Raw genomic sequence first — 14,396 nt, forward strand, 5'->3', positions numbered from 1 at the left:
ATCGATGGTGCGGCCCGTGTGCGTGTGTGCCCGGCTGCCTGGGAGCGGGAGCACGATGAACAGGCCGTTGCGGCACATAGCCATCTTTTGTGGGCTGTTGATGCTGGCTTTGCTGATACGGACCAACTGGCTGCAGTACGCCAAGAGCGAGGAGCTGGCGACCCACGAGCACAACCGCCGGGTCAAGATCGCCCAGTTCGCCACCCCGCGGGGGGACATCATCGTGGGCGGCAAGGCGATCACGGGGTCGAAGGCGGTCGAGGGGACCGACTTCAAGTACCAGCGCACCTTCAAGCAGGGTGCGATGTACGCCCCCGTCACCGGCTACGCCTCGCAGGCGCAGGGCATGTCCCTCCTGGAGAACACGTACGACACCATCCTCAGCGGCCAGGACGAGCGCTTCGCCTTCCGGCACGCCAAGGACATCCTCACCGGTGAGGAGCGGCGCGGTGGCAATGTGGTCACCACCATCGACCCGAAGGCGCAGAAGGCGGCGTACAAGGGCCTGACCGACCTCGACGCCAGGGGCGCGGTCGTCGCCCTCGACCCTGCGACCGGCAAGGTCCTCGCTCTGGTCTCGACGCCCTCGTACGACCCCTCGGTCTTCGCCGGCAACTCCTTCAAGGAGGGCGACAAGTTCCAGGCGCTGGTCGACGAGAAGGGCAAGCCGCTGGCCAACCGCCCGCTGCGCGAGACCTTCCCGCCCGGCTCCACCTTCAAGATCCTCACGGCTGCCGCGGCCCTGGAGCACGGCGTCGTCTCGGACGTCGACGCCCGGACCGACGCGGTGTCCCCGTACCCCCTGCCGCTGTCGTCGAGCAGGATCAGCAGTGAGGCGGGTGACCAGACGTGCAACAAGGCGTCGATGAAGACGGCCATGCAGTACTCCTGCAACAACGTCTTCCTGGACGCCGCTCTCAAGGTGGGCGACGAGGGGATGCGTGAGACGGCCGAGAAGTTCGGCTTCAACGAGGACGTCTACTCCGAGGACTTCGGCGACATGCTCGCCACGAAGAGCCTCTACCCCGAGAAGCTGGACAAGCCCGGCACCGCCCTCACCGGCATGGGCCAGGGCAGCCTCACGAGCACCCCGATGCAGATGGCGATGGTCACGGCGGCCCTCGCCAACGGAGGCAAGCTGATGCAGCCGTACCTCGTGGACGAGCTGCGCGGCCCGGACCTGACGACCCTGGAGAAGCACGAGCCGCAGGTCAAGAGCCAGGCGGTCTCCGAGGAGACGGCGAAGAAGGTCCAGGAGATGATGGAGTTCACCGCCAAGGAGGGCAGCGCGAAGCGCGCCCTGATCGACGGTGTGACGGTGGGCGGCAAGACGGGTACGGCTCAGCGCGGCAACGACGTGAGCAAGGAAGTCCCGTACGGCTGGTTCGTCTCGTACGGCAAGGCGTCCGACGGCCAGGCGGTGGCGGTCGCGGTGTTCATCGACCCGACCGCGATGGAAATCTCCCGCGCGGACATCTCCGGCGGCGGCCTGGGCGGGCCGATCGCGAGGGAAGTGATGAAGGCGGCGCTGGGGAAGTAGGGCAGCACCCCGGAGGACGGCGGCCCCCGCCCGGCGATACGCCGGGCGGGGGCCGCCGTCCGCTATCCAGGGAGACCGTCCGACAGTCCGCCGGGGCCCACAGTGGGGGCCCTGCTGCCCGCGGTCTCCGTGCCCCCGGCCGCCCGCAGGACGGCCGCGGTCGTGAGTCCCGCCAACAGGCCCCAGACCAGGGCGGCCGGGACACCGTGGCCGAGGCTGCCGGACAGGTGCTGCCAGCCCCACCGCGCGCCCGAGTCCACCGTGGTCACCGAGGACTGGAACATCTGGTTCGCCAGGAGTCCGACGACGGTCGCGCAGGCCGCCCCGACCGCCGTCGCCGACACGGTGGCCCGGGTGAGCAGCACGGGCAGCAGCCGCAGCGCCCACCACACCACGGCGAGCAGCAGCACGTCGCCGACGCGGTACAGCAGCCAGTGGCCGAGTGATCCGCCCGTCGGAACCGCCCAGTTGCCGAGCAGCAGCCACAGGCGCAGCAGGTCGCCCGGCTCGGAGAGCATCCGGCCGGACAGCGAGACCGACTGGAGGGACGCGGCCACCGACTGGTAGGAGAGCACCACCGAGGACACGGCGACCACGGCGGTACCGGCGGTGGCGGCCAGGCGGGCCGCGCGTACCGGCACGACGCCCAGCGGCAGCGGACCCGCGCCCTTGGCGGTGATCCGCGCGGCGAGGACGGTGACCGTCGCCGCCACGAGCGAGGCCGTCACGGTGATCTGCTGCCCGGAGGAGATCATGCTCGCCAGCTGGGGCAGGACCCGGTAACTGCCGCGCCCGTTCGAGGCGATCATCCACGGCGCGGAGACGGTCGCCGCCAGCATCCCGGCCACCATGCCCCAGGCCCACACAGTGAGCAGCGTGGCCACCGTCCGGTGGTTCACCGGCGGTAGCCTGCGGACCAGGAGCAGCGCCCCGGGGACGAAGAAGGCGAACACCGCCGCGAACCGGATCTGCATCGCGGTCTCGTACAGCGAGAGGTATCGGGAGCCGTCCGCCCCGGATCCCCCGGTCTCGCCCAGCACTCCGGTGCCGAACCGGATCGCGTCAGGGGGGTCGTACGACCACGGGGTGAGCCAGTGCTGGAGATCGGCGACCAGCCGGCCGCCGAGTGCGTCGGTGGCCCCTTGGAGGTGCAGTGCGTCCGTGCTCGCTCCCGCCCACCACAGCAGCGCTGTGAGCAGCAGCCCTCCGGCCAGTGCCGGTATCGCCGCGCGCCGGTATGTCATGAGGCCCCCCGTTGTTGATCGCACCCCGTCAATCTCCTGACGGGCTGGAGATTACGGGGTGGGCGGGATCGGCTCGGCGGCGGATCGGAAGTTGTCCGGCCTGGTGTGGTGCGGGTTGGCGCCATCCGGTGCCGCTCGGTGCCATGTCAGGCGCCCTGGAGGTGTGTGCGTGTGCGTGGCGCCATAAATGCCCCGCCGTGTGTCAGTGCGTTCATGCAGGTCAGGGCGGTCCGGGTGGATGTCTTCCTGGAAATGTCATCGGGTGGCTTGCGCGTAGAGCCACTATGGCGCCATTATGGCGTCATGGACCTCACCCCGTATGTCGACACCCTCCGCCGTGACCTCGCGGTGGCCGCCGATGCCGGCGGCGACGCATCCCGCGAGCTGGCGGAGAGGCTCACCGCCCCCCTGGAGTCGGCGGCCCGGCTGACCATGCTCAACATGCTCTCCGCCGCGGCGGACGAGATCACCCGGGAGCTCGCCCCAGGCTCGGTCGACGTACGGCTGCGCGGGCTCGACCCCGACTTCGTGGTGACGCCGCCGCCCACCGACGGCGGAGCCCCCACGGGGCCGGCCGCGCCCGTCGAACCGCTCAGGGCCCCGGCCCCGGCCGACGGCGACGAGGGTGGCACCGCCCGCGTCAACCTGCGCCTGCCGGCCCACCTCAAGGCCCGTGCCGAGGAAGCCGCGACCCGTGAGGGCCTGTCGGTCAACGCGTGGCTGGTGCGCGCCGTGTCGGCCGCGGTCGACGGCGACGCCGGGCCGCGTACGACGGAGAAGGCCCGGACCGTAGGGCAGAGCTTCACGGGCTGGGTGCGCTAGCCGCATCACGCCACCCGCACCACTACGTCACCCACCACGTCCCACCAGCGGGGACGACCTGAAGACCCAAGAGGACGGGACAGCCATGCCTTCTTTCGACACTCCCGAACCGATCTCGGCCACGGCGCACGTGGAGGCCGGTTCAATCCAGTTCACCGCGGGCGACCGTCTCGACACCGTCGTCGACGTGCGGCCCCGCGACCCGAAGAAGGATCTGGACGTCCGGTCGGCCGCCCAGACCGAGGTCACCTACGCGAACGGCGTCCTGACCGTCCGGACGCCCAAGTCCAGTCTGTTCGGCCGCACCGGCGTCCTCGACGTGACGGTCGAACTGCCCGCGGGCTCAAGCGTCGACATGACCGGTTCCTGGGCCCAGGTGCTCGGTGAGGGCCGGCTCGGAGAGGTTCGCGTGAAGGCCTCGGTCGGTGATATCCGCCTCGACACGACCGGCCCGCTGAAGCTGACCGCGTCGCACGGCTCGATCACCGTGGACCGGGTCGATGGCTCGGCCGAGATCACCACCAGCTTCGGCAGCCTGCGCGTCGGCCTCGTCGACGGCCCCGCCGTCCTGAAGAACTCGCACGGCTCCACGATCGTCGGCGTCGTGACCGGCGAGCTGCGGGTGCGTGGTGCCAACGGCGACATCGACATCCGGCGCGCCGAGGGCTCGGTCACCGCCACTACCGCCCACGGCGCCTTGCGCGTGGGTGAGGTGGCGCGCGGCACAGTCCAGTTGGAGTCGAACCACGGCGCCATCGAGGTGGGCGTCCGCGAGGGTACGGCCGCCTGGCTCGACGTCAACTCGCGCTCCGGGCAGGTGCGCAACTCGCTCACGGCGTCCGAGTCCCCGGAGGAGACCGAGGGCACCGTCACGGTCCGCGCCCGCACCCGGCACGGCAACATCGACGTCCGCCGGGCCAAGGTCTGACCCGGAAGAACCCGCCACCGCAACGCTCACCAGACACTTCAGTCATCGAACGGGGTACTCCATGCCTTTTTCTGTCATGCCCACATCAAAACGGAAGGGCGGTACGCAGTCGCCTGCCGCCGTCTCCGCCGTCGGTCTGCGCAAGTCCTACGGCGACAAGGTCGTCCTCGACGGCATCGATCTGCACATCCCGGCCGGGTCCGTGTTCGCGCTGCTCGGCCCGAACGGCGCCGGCAAGACCACCGCCGTGAAGATCCTCTCCACCCTCATCACCGCCGACGGCGGCCAGGCCCAGGTGGCGGGTCACGACATCGCCACGTCACCGGACGGGGTGCGTGCCGCGATCGGCGTGACCGGGCAGTTCTCCGCGGTCGACGGGCTGATCACCGGCGAGGAGAACATGCTGCTCATGGCGGACCTGCACCACCTCTCCCGCCGCGAGGGGCGACGGGTCACCGCCGAACTGCTGGAACGCTTCGATCTGGCCGAGGCGGCGGAGAAGCCGGCACAGAGTTACTCCGGCGGGATGAAACGCCGCCTGGACATCGCGATGACGCTGGTCGGAGACCCGAGGATCATCTTCCTCGACGAGCCGACCACCGGCCTCGACCCCCGCTCCCGCCACACCATGTGGCAGATCATCCGCGAGTTGGTCGCCGGCGGTGTCACCGTCTTCCTCACCACCCAGTACCTCGAAGAAGCCGACGAACTCGCCGACCGCATCGCGGTGCTGAACGACGGCAGGATCGCCGCCCAGGGCACCGCCGAGGAACTCAAACGGCTCATCCCCGGCGGCCACATCCGCCTCCGCTTCACCGACCCGACCGCCTATCGGTCCGCGGCCTCGGCGCTCCACGACGCCACCAGGGACGACGACGCACTCGCACTGCAGATTCCCAGCGACGGCAGTCAGCGCAGCCTGCGCTCCCTCCTCGACCGGCTGGACTCGGCAGGCATCGAGGCCGACGAACTGACCGTGCACACCCCCGACCTCGACGACGTGTTCTTCGCCCTGACCAGCACCACCGTGCCCACCCAGGCCACCCAGGCCACCCAGGCCACCCAGCCCACCCAGGCCACCCAGGCCACCCAGGCCGGCCAGGCCGGCCAGTCCGAGGAGGACGTCCGATGAGCTCCCTCACCCTCGCCCTGCGCGACTCGTCCACCATGCTGCGGCGCAATCTGCTGCACGCCCGCCGCTACCCCTCCATGACCTTGAACCTGCTGCTCACCCCGGTCATGCTCCTGCTGCTCTTCGTCTACATCTTCGGCGACACCATGAGCGGCGGCGCCGGCCGCTCCGCCTACATCGCCTACATCGTCCCCGGCATCCTGCTGATGACCATCGGCTCCACCGTCGTCGGCACCGCGGTGTCCGTCGCAACCGACATGACCGAAGGCATCATCGCCCGCTTCCGCACCATGGCCATCCACCGCGGCTCCGTCCTCTTCGGCCACGTCGCCGGCAGCGTCATGCAGGCCATCCTCAGCGTCATCCTCGTCGGGGCCGTCGGCGTCGCCATGGGCTTCCGCTCCACCGACGCCACCCTCCTGGAATGGCTCGCAGCAATCGGGCTCCTGGCCCTGGTCTCCCTGGCCTTCACCTGGATCGCAGTCGGCATGGGTATGGCCAGCCCCAACGCCGAAGCCGCCAGCAACAACGCCACGCCACTGATCCTCCTGCCCCTCATCTCCAGCGCCTTCGTCCCCCTGGACGCCATGCCGGGCTGGTTCCAGCCCATCGCCGAGTACCAGCCCTTCACCCCCGCCATCGAAACCCTCCGCGGACTGCTCCTCGGCACCGAGATCGGCGACAACGGATGGATCACCCTCGCCTGGTGCCTCGCCCTCACCGCCCTCGGCTACCGCTGGTCCAAGAACCAGTTCGACCGCGACCCCGAGTAGGGGAGCTCCGCGCGCGAAAGGGCCGGGCTCTCCACCCCTGATGGAGAGCCCGGCCCTTCGCAGAAGACCTGAGCGGTGGTGCCGGTGTCAGGACCGGGTCAGCGCTTGATCTCCTTGATCTTGAGCATCCGGGTGATGACCTTGTCGAGTTCGTCGTCCTTGAAGACGTTCTTCCAGTCGTCGCGGACGATCGACTCGCGCCCGTAGTCCATCGCGATCAGGCAAGCGTCGGAGAACGGGTTCGAGCCCTTGAGGGTGTTGGCCAGCGCGACCTGCGTGTGGCCGAGCAGCATGGCGCGGGCGGCCTTCTCCGGGACGCCCACCGTGTGGACGGTCTCGTGGAGCGCCTCGGTCAGCAGCGCGCCGACCATGCAGGCGATCGTCTCGACGAGCGTCGGCTCCAGGACCGCGAGCTGCTTGACCGTGACCCAGTGGACGTCGACCACGGGCGCGTACATCACGCGGATGACCGAGTCGGCCAGCTCCTGCTTGGCGGCGTCGCCGCCCTCGTACGCGGCGACGACCTCCTGCGGGGCGGCGATGCCGCCGAAGGTGTCCTGCCACTCTTCCTTGGTGGTGCGCTCCAGGAAGACGGACGGGTGGCAGGGGTGGGCGCAGGCGTAGTGGATGTCGTCGCGGGAGAACAGCAGACCGGCGTAGGCGGCGGCGGGGTCGAGAGTGAGAACCACGGTGCCCGGCTTCATCAGCGGCACCAGTTCCTCGGAGACCTTGCCGAGGAGGACGTCGGGGACGGCGAGGATGACCACGTCGGCCTGGGCAGCGGCGTCGGCGGACTCGGTCAGCTCGCGGCCGAGGTCGCGGATCAGCTCCTGTCCCTTCGGGGACGCCTCGCTGAAGAGCACCCGGAAGTCGCTCTCGACCAGGTTGTTGGAGACGCGCTGGCCCATCTTGCCTGCGGCCCCGATGACGGCGACGGTCTTGGATCCGGTGGCCATTACTTGCTCCTCAAAAGGGTGTTGATGCTGTGCCGGGTCCACTGGTCCTCCAGGCGGGCGGTTTCCTCGAAATCGCCCTGCCAGGGGAGCCAGTGCTCCACGATCTGGTTGATGCCCCGCTCGTCCGGACCGACCGTGTCGATCATGTGGCCGTAGTCGAGAAGGCCCTCGCCGAGAAGGCAGCCGGCGAAGGTGAAGCCGACCCAGCCGTCACGGCGGGAGAACGAGAAGTCCTTGACGTGGATGTTCACCACGTAGGGGGCGGTGGCGTCGACGACGTCCACCGGACGCTCCAGCCGGGCGACGCTGTTGCCCGGGTCGAGGACGACGCCGAGGTTCGGGCTGTCCACGCCGCGTACGACGGACAACAGGTCGTCGGTGGAGACCTGTTCGTAGGTCTCGAGGCCGAGCGTGACGCCTGCCGCCGCATAGGCGGGGACAGCCTCGCGCAGGAGGGCGGTCGCCTCCGCGACGGTCGGACGGTGGTCCGCCGTGTTCAGCATCGAGCGGACCAGGGTGACGCCCAGGCGCCGGGCGATGCGGAGGTAGGTGGCGAGGTGCTCCGTGCCTACGCCCCTGGTGCCCAGCTCCAGCGTGATGGCGTGGCCGGCCGCCGTGGCACGCAGGGCGTCGAGCTGCTCGTCGGCGTACGTCTCGATCAGCGGGTAGTCGCAGATCTGGAAGACCTCGCCGCCCGTCTCCCGGGTCTGCGCGAGCATCTCGTCGAGCGTGAGGGGGCGGGGGGCCCGGTCCGAGATGCGCCAGAAGAAGGCGTAGGTGCTCAGGCCGTAGGACACGGGAGGGCTCCTTCCAGCGTCTCGTCGAGGATGCGTTCCACCGCTGCCGGGTCGTGGGCGAAGCGGCCGAGGAACAGCCCGTCGACGCCCGTACCCAGGTCGGTGAGCAGGCCGGGGCCCGCGCTGCCTCCGTAGATCACGCGGCTGCCCGCCAGCGACGGCTGGGTGGTGAGCCAGGTCGTGAGGGCTTCGCAGACCGTACGGATGTGCTCCGGGGAGGCGGGCCGGGGGGCGCCGATGGCCCACTGCGGTTCGTACGCGAGGACGACCGGGGCGAGGGGGCCGTCGTGGGCCGCTGTGGCCAGGATGCGTTCGGCTTCGGCGACCGTGCGGGCGGCAGCCTCGGAGGGGGGCACCTGGTCGAGTTCGCCGACGCAGAGCACCGGCGTCAGCCCGTTGCGCAGGGCGGCGGCCGTCTTGGCGGCGACGACCGTGTCGCCCTCGCCGAAGAGCCGGCGGCGCTCGGCGTGGCCGACCTCGGCGTAGCGGGCGCCGATCTCGTGCAGGTGGGCTCCGCTGACCTCGCCGGTGTACGGACCGGAGTCCTCGGTGGCCAGGTCCTGCGCCCCCGTCCGCACGTCCGTACCGGCGAGGATGCCGGTGACGGGGACGAGCGCGGGGAAGGCGGGCAGCACGAACAGTTCGGCCGTGCCGCCGGTGACGGCCGGGTGCCGGGCGGCCAGATCCGCGATGCTGCGGGCCCAGTTGAGGGTCTCGTGGTGGCCGAAATACATCTTCAGGCTCACCCCGATCGTGACCCGGGGGCGGTTCTGCGGGGCGGGCATCAGGCTGCGGCTTCCTGCTGGTTCTTCTCGTTGCTGTTGTTCTCGTAGTCGTCCATCAGCGCGACCTTGGCGGCGGACGCCGACGCCTCGTCGAAGCGGTACGTCAGCCACTCGGCGGCGAGCCGCCGGGCCAGCTCCAGGCCGACGACGCGCTGGCCGAAGGTCAGGACCTGCGCGTTGTTGGAGAGGACCGCGCGCTCGACGGAGAAGGAGTCGTGGGCGGTGACGGCCCGGATCCCCTTGACCTTGTTCGCGGCGATGGCGACCCCGAGGCCTGTGCCGCAGACCAGCAGGGCGCGGTCGGCCTCGCCGCGGGCGATCATCTCGGCGGCGGCGATGGCGACCTTCGGGTAGGCGGTGTGCCCGTCCGCGTCGACCCCCACATCGGTGACGGCGGCGACGAGGCCGCTGGCCTCCAGGTCTTTCTTGAGAGCTTCCTTGTACGTGTAGCCGGCGTCGTCGGAGCCGACGACGATGCGGAGCTTTTCGGACATCAGTGGTTCTCCAGAGTGGGTACGAACACGCCGTGCACGGCACGGACGATCAGGGCGAGCGAGTGGGCTCCGGCGTCCGGAGTGCCGAGGCTCTTCTCGGCGTGCGGGCGGGCGCGGCCCATCCGGGGAAGCAGGTCCGCCGTGGCCTCGGCGGCGGCGGACGCGGAGTGCGCGGCCGTGTCCCAGGCGGTGGCCAGAGGCTGCCCCGCCTCCGCGGCGGCCGTGAGCGCGTAGGAGAAGGGGACGAGGACGTCGACCATGGTCTTGTCGCCGACCTCCGCCTTTCCCAGCTCCATCACGCCTGCCGACGCCCGGGCCACACCGGTGGCGACAACCGGGGCTGTGGGCCGCTCGGTGTCGCCGAGCGCGGTGCCCAGCGCCCGGAGGATGACGCCCCACAGGGCGCCGGAGGTGCCACCGGCCCGGTCGGCCCAGGCGTCGGCAGCCCAGTGCAGAAGCGTTTTGGCACCCGCGCCGAGCGCTTCGGCGCGGGACGCCGCCTCGTAGGCGCCGGTGGAGCCGCGCTGCATGCCGATGCCATGGTCGCCGTCACCGGCCACCGCGTCGATCCGGCCGAGCTCCTCCGCGTGGGTGCCGACGGTGTCCTTCAGGACGCGCAGGGCGGCCAGCGCGGTGCGCGCCGCCTCGCGAGAGACGTCGGTGGCCGGCGGGACGGTGTCCTCGGCCGTCTCCGCCGCCGGGTCCGGGACGTACAGGTCGGCTGTCTCGACGGCGCCCTTGCGGTAGGCGGGGGCGTCGGCCGGGGCCGTCCACAGGGGCTCCAGCTCGTCGGTGAGCCAGCACAGGGTGAGCGAGACACCGGCCATGTCGAAGCTGGTGACCAGCTCGCCGACCTCGGGGTCCACGGTCTGGACACCGGCCTCGTCCAGGAGCTGGGCGACCCGGCGGTAGACGACGAACAGCTCCTCGTACTTCACCGAGCCGAGGCCGTTGAGGATCACCGCGGCGCGCTGCCCGCGCGGCGCGTCGACGCCCGCGGGGAGCTCGCCGAGGACGGTGGAGACCAGGAGTTCGGCCGCCTCGTCGGCGGTCGGCACCGGTCGCTCGCCCATGCCGGGTTCCCCGTGAATCCCGAGGCCCACAGCCATGCGGCCCTCGGGCACGGTGAAGAGGGGGTGGTCGGCGCCCGGCAGCGTGCAGCCCGAGAACGCGACACCGAAGGAGCGGGTACGGGCGTTCGCCAGTTCGGCGATCCTGGTCACCTCGTCCAGTGGCTGCCCTGCCTCGGCCGCCGCAGCGGCCGTCTTGAAGACGACCAGGTCACCGGCGACACCTCGCCGCTTGTGGGCCTCGTCGGGCGACGCGCTGGACATGTCGTCCGTGACACCGAGCGCGCGGGTGGGGATGCCCTCGGCGGTCAGCCGCTCGGCGGCCTGGCCGAAGTGCAGGACGTCGCCCGCGTAGTTCCCGTAGACGAGGAGGACGCCGCCGCCGGTCTCGGCTGCCCGCGCGACCTGGCGCACCTGATGCGCGGAGGGGGAGGCGAAGACGTTGCCGACCGCCGCGCCGTGGGCGAGGCCCTGGCCGACCAGCCCGGAGAAGGCCGGGTAGTGGCCGGAGCCGCCGCCGATCACCACGGCGACCTGGCCGGGGGCGGTCCGGGTGGCCCGGACCACCCCGCCGGGGACCTGGCGGACCCTGCGGGGGTGGGCGGCGACGAAACCTTCGAGCGCTTCGTCGGCGAAGGCGGCGGGGTCGTTGGACAGGCGGGTCATCAGCGAACCTCTGCGAGAGGCCGGCCGTGGTGCGCGTTCCGGCCCTTGGACCGGTTGGCGAGCCACAGCATCAGCGCGGCGGACATGAGCATGAAGGCACCGACGAGGAACAGCGGCAGGTAATAGGCACCGCTGAAGTCCTTCAGCCAGCCGGTGACGTAACCGGCGGCGAAGCCGGCCACGTTGCCCGCGGTGTTGATCAGGGCGATACCGGCCGCGGCTGTCGCGCCCGTCAGGAACTGCGAGGGGACGGACCAGAAGACCGGCAGCGCGGCGAAGATCGCACAGGCGGTGACCGTGATGACGGCGATCGTGGCGGCCGGTGAACCCATGTAGAGGGCGATGGGGATGGAGATCCCGCCGACGACGGCCGGCCCCGCGATGTGCCAGGTGCGGACACCGTGCTTGGTGGCGTGACGCGACCAGAAGTAGAGGACGATCGCGGCCGGGAGATACGGGATGGCCGTGACCAGGGCCTTGTCCATCACGCTGAACGTCGTGCCGAACTGGTCCTGGAAGCCGTTGATGATCGTCGGCAGGAAGAAGGCGAGGGCGTACAGGCCGTAGATGAAGCCGAAGTAGATGAGGGCGAGTGTCCAGACGCGGCTGTTGGTGAAGGCGGCCTTCAGGGCCTCCTTGCCGTGGTTGCTCTTCTCGTCCGCGCCGGTCTTGCCGGCGTTCTCGGCGGCGAGCTCCTCGGTCAGCCAGTCCCGCTCTTCGGAGGTCAGCCACTTGGCGTCGGCCGGCTTGTCGATCAGGTAGAACCAGGCGACGATGCCCAGCAGGATCGCCGGGATGGACACGCCCAGGAACATCACGCGCCAGCCCTCGAGGCCGAAGAGCCCGTGCTGGTTGATGAACCAGCCGGCCAGCGGCGCACCTATGACGGTGGTCAGGGGCTGCGCCAGGTAGAAGAGGCCGAGCACCTTTGTGCGGTGCCGGGAGGGCACCCACTGGCTGAGGAAGAGGATGGCCCCGGGGAAGAAGCCGGCCTCGGCGACACCGAGCATGAAGCGGAGCGCGTACAGCTGCTCGCTGTTCTGCACCCAGGTGAAGAGGAGGGCGACGACGCCCCAGCTCACCATGATCCTGGACAGCCAGCGCCGGGCGCCGAACTTGTGCAGCGCCATGTTGCTGGGCACTTCGAGAATGATGTAGCCGACGAAGAAAACACCCGAGGCGAAGCCGAACTGCGCCGCGGTGAGGGCGAGGTCCTGCCCCATGCCGTTCGGTTCGGCGAAAGAGACGGCCGTGCGGTCCAGGTAGTTCACGAAGAACATCAGGGCCACGAAGGGGACGAGCCGGATCGAGACTTTCCTGATCGCTGATCTCTCGATGGCTGAATGCGCAGTGGCGCCCATGGGAAGACTCCTCGCTTGCGGACCGCTTTGTCCGGTTCTGTGTCTACTCCGGCAGGGGAGTCGAACCGTTGAAGCTCGTGTTTCCAGCCGGTGAACAACACCAAGCTAGCCCTGGATCGCAAATTGGTCACCAATTTACCAAAGTGACGTAGGTCGCTCCTCTGAGCTCTTCTCCTGGGTCGATGAGCGCGTTATCGTCCGCCCGCTCCGGGCTTCCACCGCCCTGTCTGATGTACTGGTCAGCGTGTCCACGCAGCCCGAAGCGCCCGATTTCACGTCACTTCTGCGCCCCGTCGTACGGGAGTCCTCGGTCAGTGAGGTGGCCAAGAGGCTCCTTGATCACTTGTCCGAGGGAAACCTCAAGCCGGGTACGCGCCTGCCCGCCGAGCGCCAGCTCGCCGACGCCCTCGGCGTCGCGCGCTCCAGCGTGCGCGGGGCACTGTCCGCCCTGGACGTCCTGGGCATCATCGAGATCAGGCCGGGCTCGGGCTCGTACGTCCGTGAAGGAACCTCGGAGTTCCTGCCGCGGGCCATCAACTGGGGCCTGATGCTCGGTCAGCGCCGTACGCAGGACCTGGTCGAGGTCCGCACCTTCATGGAGGGCATGTCGGCGCGGCTGGCCGCGGACCGGGCGTCCCAGGAGGACGTCGAGCGGCTGGAGTCGCACCTGGAGCGGATGCGGGAGGCGGGGACGGACGTCAAGGCGTTCATCGACGCCGATATCGCCTTCCACCTGGAGACCGCGAACATCGCGCGCAACACGGTGCTCAGCGACATCCTGCACTCCATCCGGGCGCTGCTCCAGGTGTGGATGGAGCGGGCGGGAGACATCGCGGGCACGGTCAGCGGGACGCTGCACGAGCACGGGGCCGTGCTCGACGCGATCCGGGCGGGGGACCCGGAGGGCGCGGACGCGGCGATGGCCGAGCACATGAGGCTCGCGAGCGACCGGCTGAGGATGTCGCTGAGCGGAAGCGACGAGTAGGGGCGTCGGGAGTTCCGGGAGGTTCAGGCCCGCGGCTGCTCGCACGCGACGGACTGCTCGGGAAGGGAGTGCTGTCCCGGAAGGCCGGTGAGCGTCTTCCGCCGCCCGGCTCCGCCCAGCAGTGCCGGCAGTTCGGTCAGGGCGTTGATGCGCCAGTCCGCCGTCTCCACGACGTCCGGGTGGTCCGCCCACCAATGACCGTACGGTCCACGGCGGATGTGGGCCGCCCGCAGCCCTGAGGACTTCGCGGGGAAGAGGTCGTCGGCGGGATGGTCGCCCACGTACAGGGTGGCCTCCGCTGACGCGCCCGACACCTCCAGTACGCGGGTGAAGAACTCCCGGTCCGGTTTGGAGACGCCCCACTCCTCCGAGGTGACGACCAGATCGGCCGGCAGGTCCAGGGCCCGCAGTAGCTCTCCGGCCCGGGCCGTCCGGTCGCCCGCGACGACGACCCGCAGCCCGAGCGCGCGCAGTTCGGCCAGGGCGGGGCGCACGTCGGGGTAGAGGTCCGTCTCGTCCAGGTGCTCGCCGCGCCCGGCTGCCGCACGGGCGTGGCAGGCCTCGCCGGCGTCCATGCCGGGGCGCAGGATGCGCAGCGCGTCGGCGCCGTCGCGGCCCTGCACGACGGCGGCGCCGACCAGCGCGCTGACCGTGTGCGGCGGGACGCCGAGCCAGTTGGCCCACGAGGCCCAGTGCCGGTCGTCGCGGACGAGGGTTTCTCCGATGTCGAAGACGATCGTTTCCATCACCTATCCGAGCTTACGGGGCAAGCGGGACATAACGACCAAGGCGCCAGTGTGTGAGGGGCGGTTACGCCGGGAAGAGGCTTCGGTCCGTAAGCAT

At 70.3% G+C, this 14,396-nt stretch carries 14 protein-coding genes; 6 read left to right on the plus strand and 8 right to left on the minus strand.

Features of this window, described 5'->3' with window-relative positions; translation table 11 throughout:
- Nucleotides 1–55: 55 nt before the first annotated feature.
- Nucleotides 56–1,540 carry a peptidoglycan D,D-transpeptidase FtsI family protein gene (locus tag ACWD04_RS11815; protein ID WP_451130700.1) on the plus strand — a complete coding sequence of 495 codons (1,485 nt, stop codon included), beginning with the start codon at nucleotides 56–58 and terminating at the stop codon, nucleotides 1,538–1,540.
- A 62-nt stretch (nucleotides 1,541–1,602) separates the two neighbouring features.
- Here the strand turns inward: ACWD04_RS11815 and ACWD04_RS11820 are convergent, their stop codons facing one another.
- The gene (locus ACWD04_RS11820; RefSeq protein ID WP_451130702.1) at nucleotides 1,603–2,784 is read right to left on the minus strand and encodes a hypothetical protein; all 1,182 of its coding nucleotides are present in this window, start codon (nucleotides 2,782–2,784) and stop codon (nucleotides 1,603–1,605) included.
- 303 nt (nucleotides 2,785–3,087) lie between these two features.
- Here ACWD04_RS11820 and ACWD04_RS11825 point away from each other — a divergent pair, with 303 nt between their 5' ends.
- From ACWD04_RS11825 to ACWD04_RS11840, 4 genes are all read left to right on the plus strand, one after another.
- Nucleotides 3,088–3,606, plus strand: coding sequence for a toxin-antitoxin system HicB family antitoxin (locus ACWD04_RS11825; RefSeq protein ID WP_451130704.1), 519 nt, complete (start codon nucleotides 3,088–3,090; stop codon nucleotides 3,604–3,606).
- A gap of 85 nt (nucleotides 3,607–3,691) precedes the next feature.
- Nucleotides 3,692–4,534, plus strand: a complete 843-nt coding sequence (locus ACWD04_RS11830; RefSeq protein WP_451130706.1) for a DUF4097 family beta strand repeat-containing protein — start codon at nucleotides 3,692–3,694, stop codon at nucleotides 4,532–4,534.
- A gap of 76 nt (nucleotides 4,535–4,610) precedes the next feature.
- Nucleotides 4,611–5,666 (plus strand): ATP-binding cassette domain-containing protein, encoded by a 1,056-nt coding sequence (locus ACWD04_RS11835; protein ID WP_451130708.1) that lies wholly within the window; start codon nucleotides 4,611–4,613, stop codon nucleotides 5,664–5,666.
- Nucleotides 5,663–6,439, plus strand: coding sequence for an ABC transporter permease (locus tag ACWD04_RS11840; RefSeq protein ID WP_451130710.1), 777 nt, complete (start codon nucleotides 5,663–5,665; stop codon nucleotides 6,437–6,439). Before ACWD04_RS11835 ends, ACWD04_RS11840 begins: the two co-directional genes overlap by 4 nt.
- Nucleotides 6,440–6,537: 98 nt before the next feature.
- On the opposite strand, the gene ACWD04_RS11845 is transcribed toward ACWD04_RS11840, so the two are convergent.
- The 6 genes from ACWD04_RS11845 to ACWD04_RS11870 are packed head-to-tail and all read right to left on the minus strand — an operon-like array spanning nucleotide 6,538 to nucleotide 12,568.
- Entirely contained in the window at nucleotides 6,538–7,395 is an 858-nt protein-coding gene (locus ACWD04_RS11845) for a phosphogluconate dehydrogenase C-terminal domain-containing protein (RefSeq protein WP_451130712.1), read from the minus strand.
- Entirely contained in the window at nucleotides 7,395–8,192 is a 798-nt protein-coding gene (locus ACWD04_RS11850; protein WP_451130714.1) for a sugar phosphate isomerase/epimerase family protein, read from the minus strand. The genes ACWD04_RS11845 and ACWD04_RS11850 overlap by 1 nt, the downstream gene beginning before the upstream one ends.
- Nucleotides 8,177–8,977, minus strand: a complete 801-nt coding sequence (locus ACWD04_RS11855) for a triose-phosphate isomerase family protein (RefSeq protein WP_451130716.1) — start codon at nucleotides 8,975–8,977, stop codon at nucleotides 8,177–8,179. Before ACWD04_RS11855 ends, ACWD04_RS11850 begins: the two co-directional genes overlap by 16 nt.
- Nucleotides 8,977–9,471 carry a ribose-5-phosphate isomerase gene (locus ACWD04_RS11860; RefSeq protein WP_451130718.1) on the minus strand — a complete coding sequence of 165 codons (495 nt, stop codon included), beginning with the start codon at nucleotides 9,469–9,471 and terminating at the stop codon, nucleotides 8,977–8,979. The genes ACWD04_RS11855 and ACWD04_RS11860 overlap by 1 nt, the downstream gene beginning before the upstream one ends.
- Nucleotides 9,471–11,207: a dihydroxyacetone kinase family protein gene (locus tag ACWD04_RS11865; RefSeq protein WP_451130720.1), complete on the minus strand. Its 1,737-nt coding sequence runs from the start codon at nucleotides 11,205–11,207 to the stop codon at nucleotides 9,471–9,473. Before ACWD04_RS11865 ends, ACWD04_RS11860 begins: the two co-directional genes overlap by 1 nt.
- Nucleotides 11,207–12,568 (minus strand): MFS transporter, encoded by a 1,362-nt coding sequence (locus ACWD04_RS11870; protein ID WP_451130722.1) that lies wholly within the window; start codon nucleotides 12,566–12,568, stop codon nucleotides 11,207–11,209. Before ACWD04_RS11870 ends, ACWD04_RS11865 begins: the two co-directional genes overlap by 1 nt.
- Nucleotides 12,569–12,812: 244 nt before the next feature.
- Here ACWD04_RS11870 and ACWD04_RS11875 point away from each other — a divergent pair, with 244 nt between their 5' ends.
- The gene (locus ACWD04_RS11875) at nucleotides 12,813–13,553 is read left to right on the plus strand and encodes a FadR/GntR family transcriptional regulator (RefSeq protein ID WP_451130724.1); all 741 of its coding nucleotides are present in this window, start codon (nucleotides 12,813–12,815) and stop codon (nucleotides 13,551–13,553) included.
- A 23-nt stretch (nucleotides 13,554–13,576) separates the two neighbouring features.
- Here the strand turns inward: ACWD04_RS11875 and ACWD04_RS11880 are convergent, their stop codons facing one another.
- A complete protein-coding gene (locus ACWD04_RS11880; protein WP_451131120.1) occupies nucleotides 13,577–14,299 on the minus strand; it encodes an HAD family hydrolase in 723 nt (240 codons plus the stop codon).
- Between the last annotated feature and the right edge of the window lie 97 nt (nucleotides 14,300–14,396).

The organism is Streptomyces sp. NPDC002911 (assembly GCF_053591835.1).

Bases quoted from the DNA above. Each gene is read 5' to 3' on its own strand.
- ACWD04_RS11815 (WP_451130700.1), top strand. From the start codon at position 56: ATGAACAGGCCGTTGCGGCACATAGCCATCTTTTGTGGGCTGTTGATG.
- ACWD04_RS11820 (WP_451130702.1), bottom strand. From the start codon at position 2,784: ATGACATACCGGCGCGCGGCGATACCGGCACTGGCCGGAGGGCTGCTG.
- ACWD04_RS11825 (WP_451130704.1), top strand. From the start codon at position 3,088: ATGGACCTCACCCCGTATGTCGACACCCTCCGCCGTGACCTCGCGGTG.
- ACWD04_RS11830 (WP_451130706.1), top strand. From the start codon at position 3,692: ATGCCTTCTTTCGACACTCCCGAACCGATCTCGGCCACGGCGCACGTG.
- ACWD04_RS11835 (WP_451130708.1), top strand. From the start codon at position 4,611: ATGCCCACATCAAAACGGAAGGGCGGTACGCAGTCGCCTGCCGCCGTC.
- ACWD04_RS11840 (WP_451130710.1), top strand. From the start codon at position 5,663: ATGAGCTCCCTCACCCTCGCCCTGCGCGACTCGTCCACCATGCTGCGG.
- ACWD04_RS11845 (WP_451130712.1), bottom strand. From the start codon at position 7,395: ATGGCCACCGGATCCAAGACCGTCGCCGTCATCGGGGCCGCAGGCAAG.
- ACWD04_RS11855 (WP_451130716.1), bottom strand. From the start codon at position 8,977: ATGCCCGCCCCGCAGAACCGCCCCCGGGTCACGATCGGGGTGAGCCTG.
- ACWD04_RS11860 (WP_451130718.1), bottom strand. From the start codon at position 9,471: ATGTCCGAAAAGCTCCGCATCGTCGTCGGCTCCGACGACGCCGGCTAC.
- ACWD04_RS11865 (WP_451130720.1), bottom strand. From the start codon at position 11,207: ATGACCCGCCTGTCCAACGACCCCGCCGCCTTCGCCGACGAAGCGCTC.
- ACWD04_RS11870 (WP_451130722.1), bottom strand. From the start codon at position 12,568: ATGGGCGCCACTGCGCATTCAGCCATCGAGAGATCAGCGATCAGGAAA.
- ACWD04_RS11880 (WP_451131120.1), bottom strand. From the start codon at position 14,299: ATGGAAACGATCGTCTTCGACATCGGAGAAACCCTCGTCCGCGACGAC.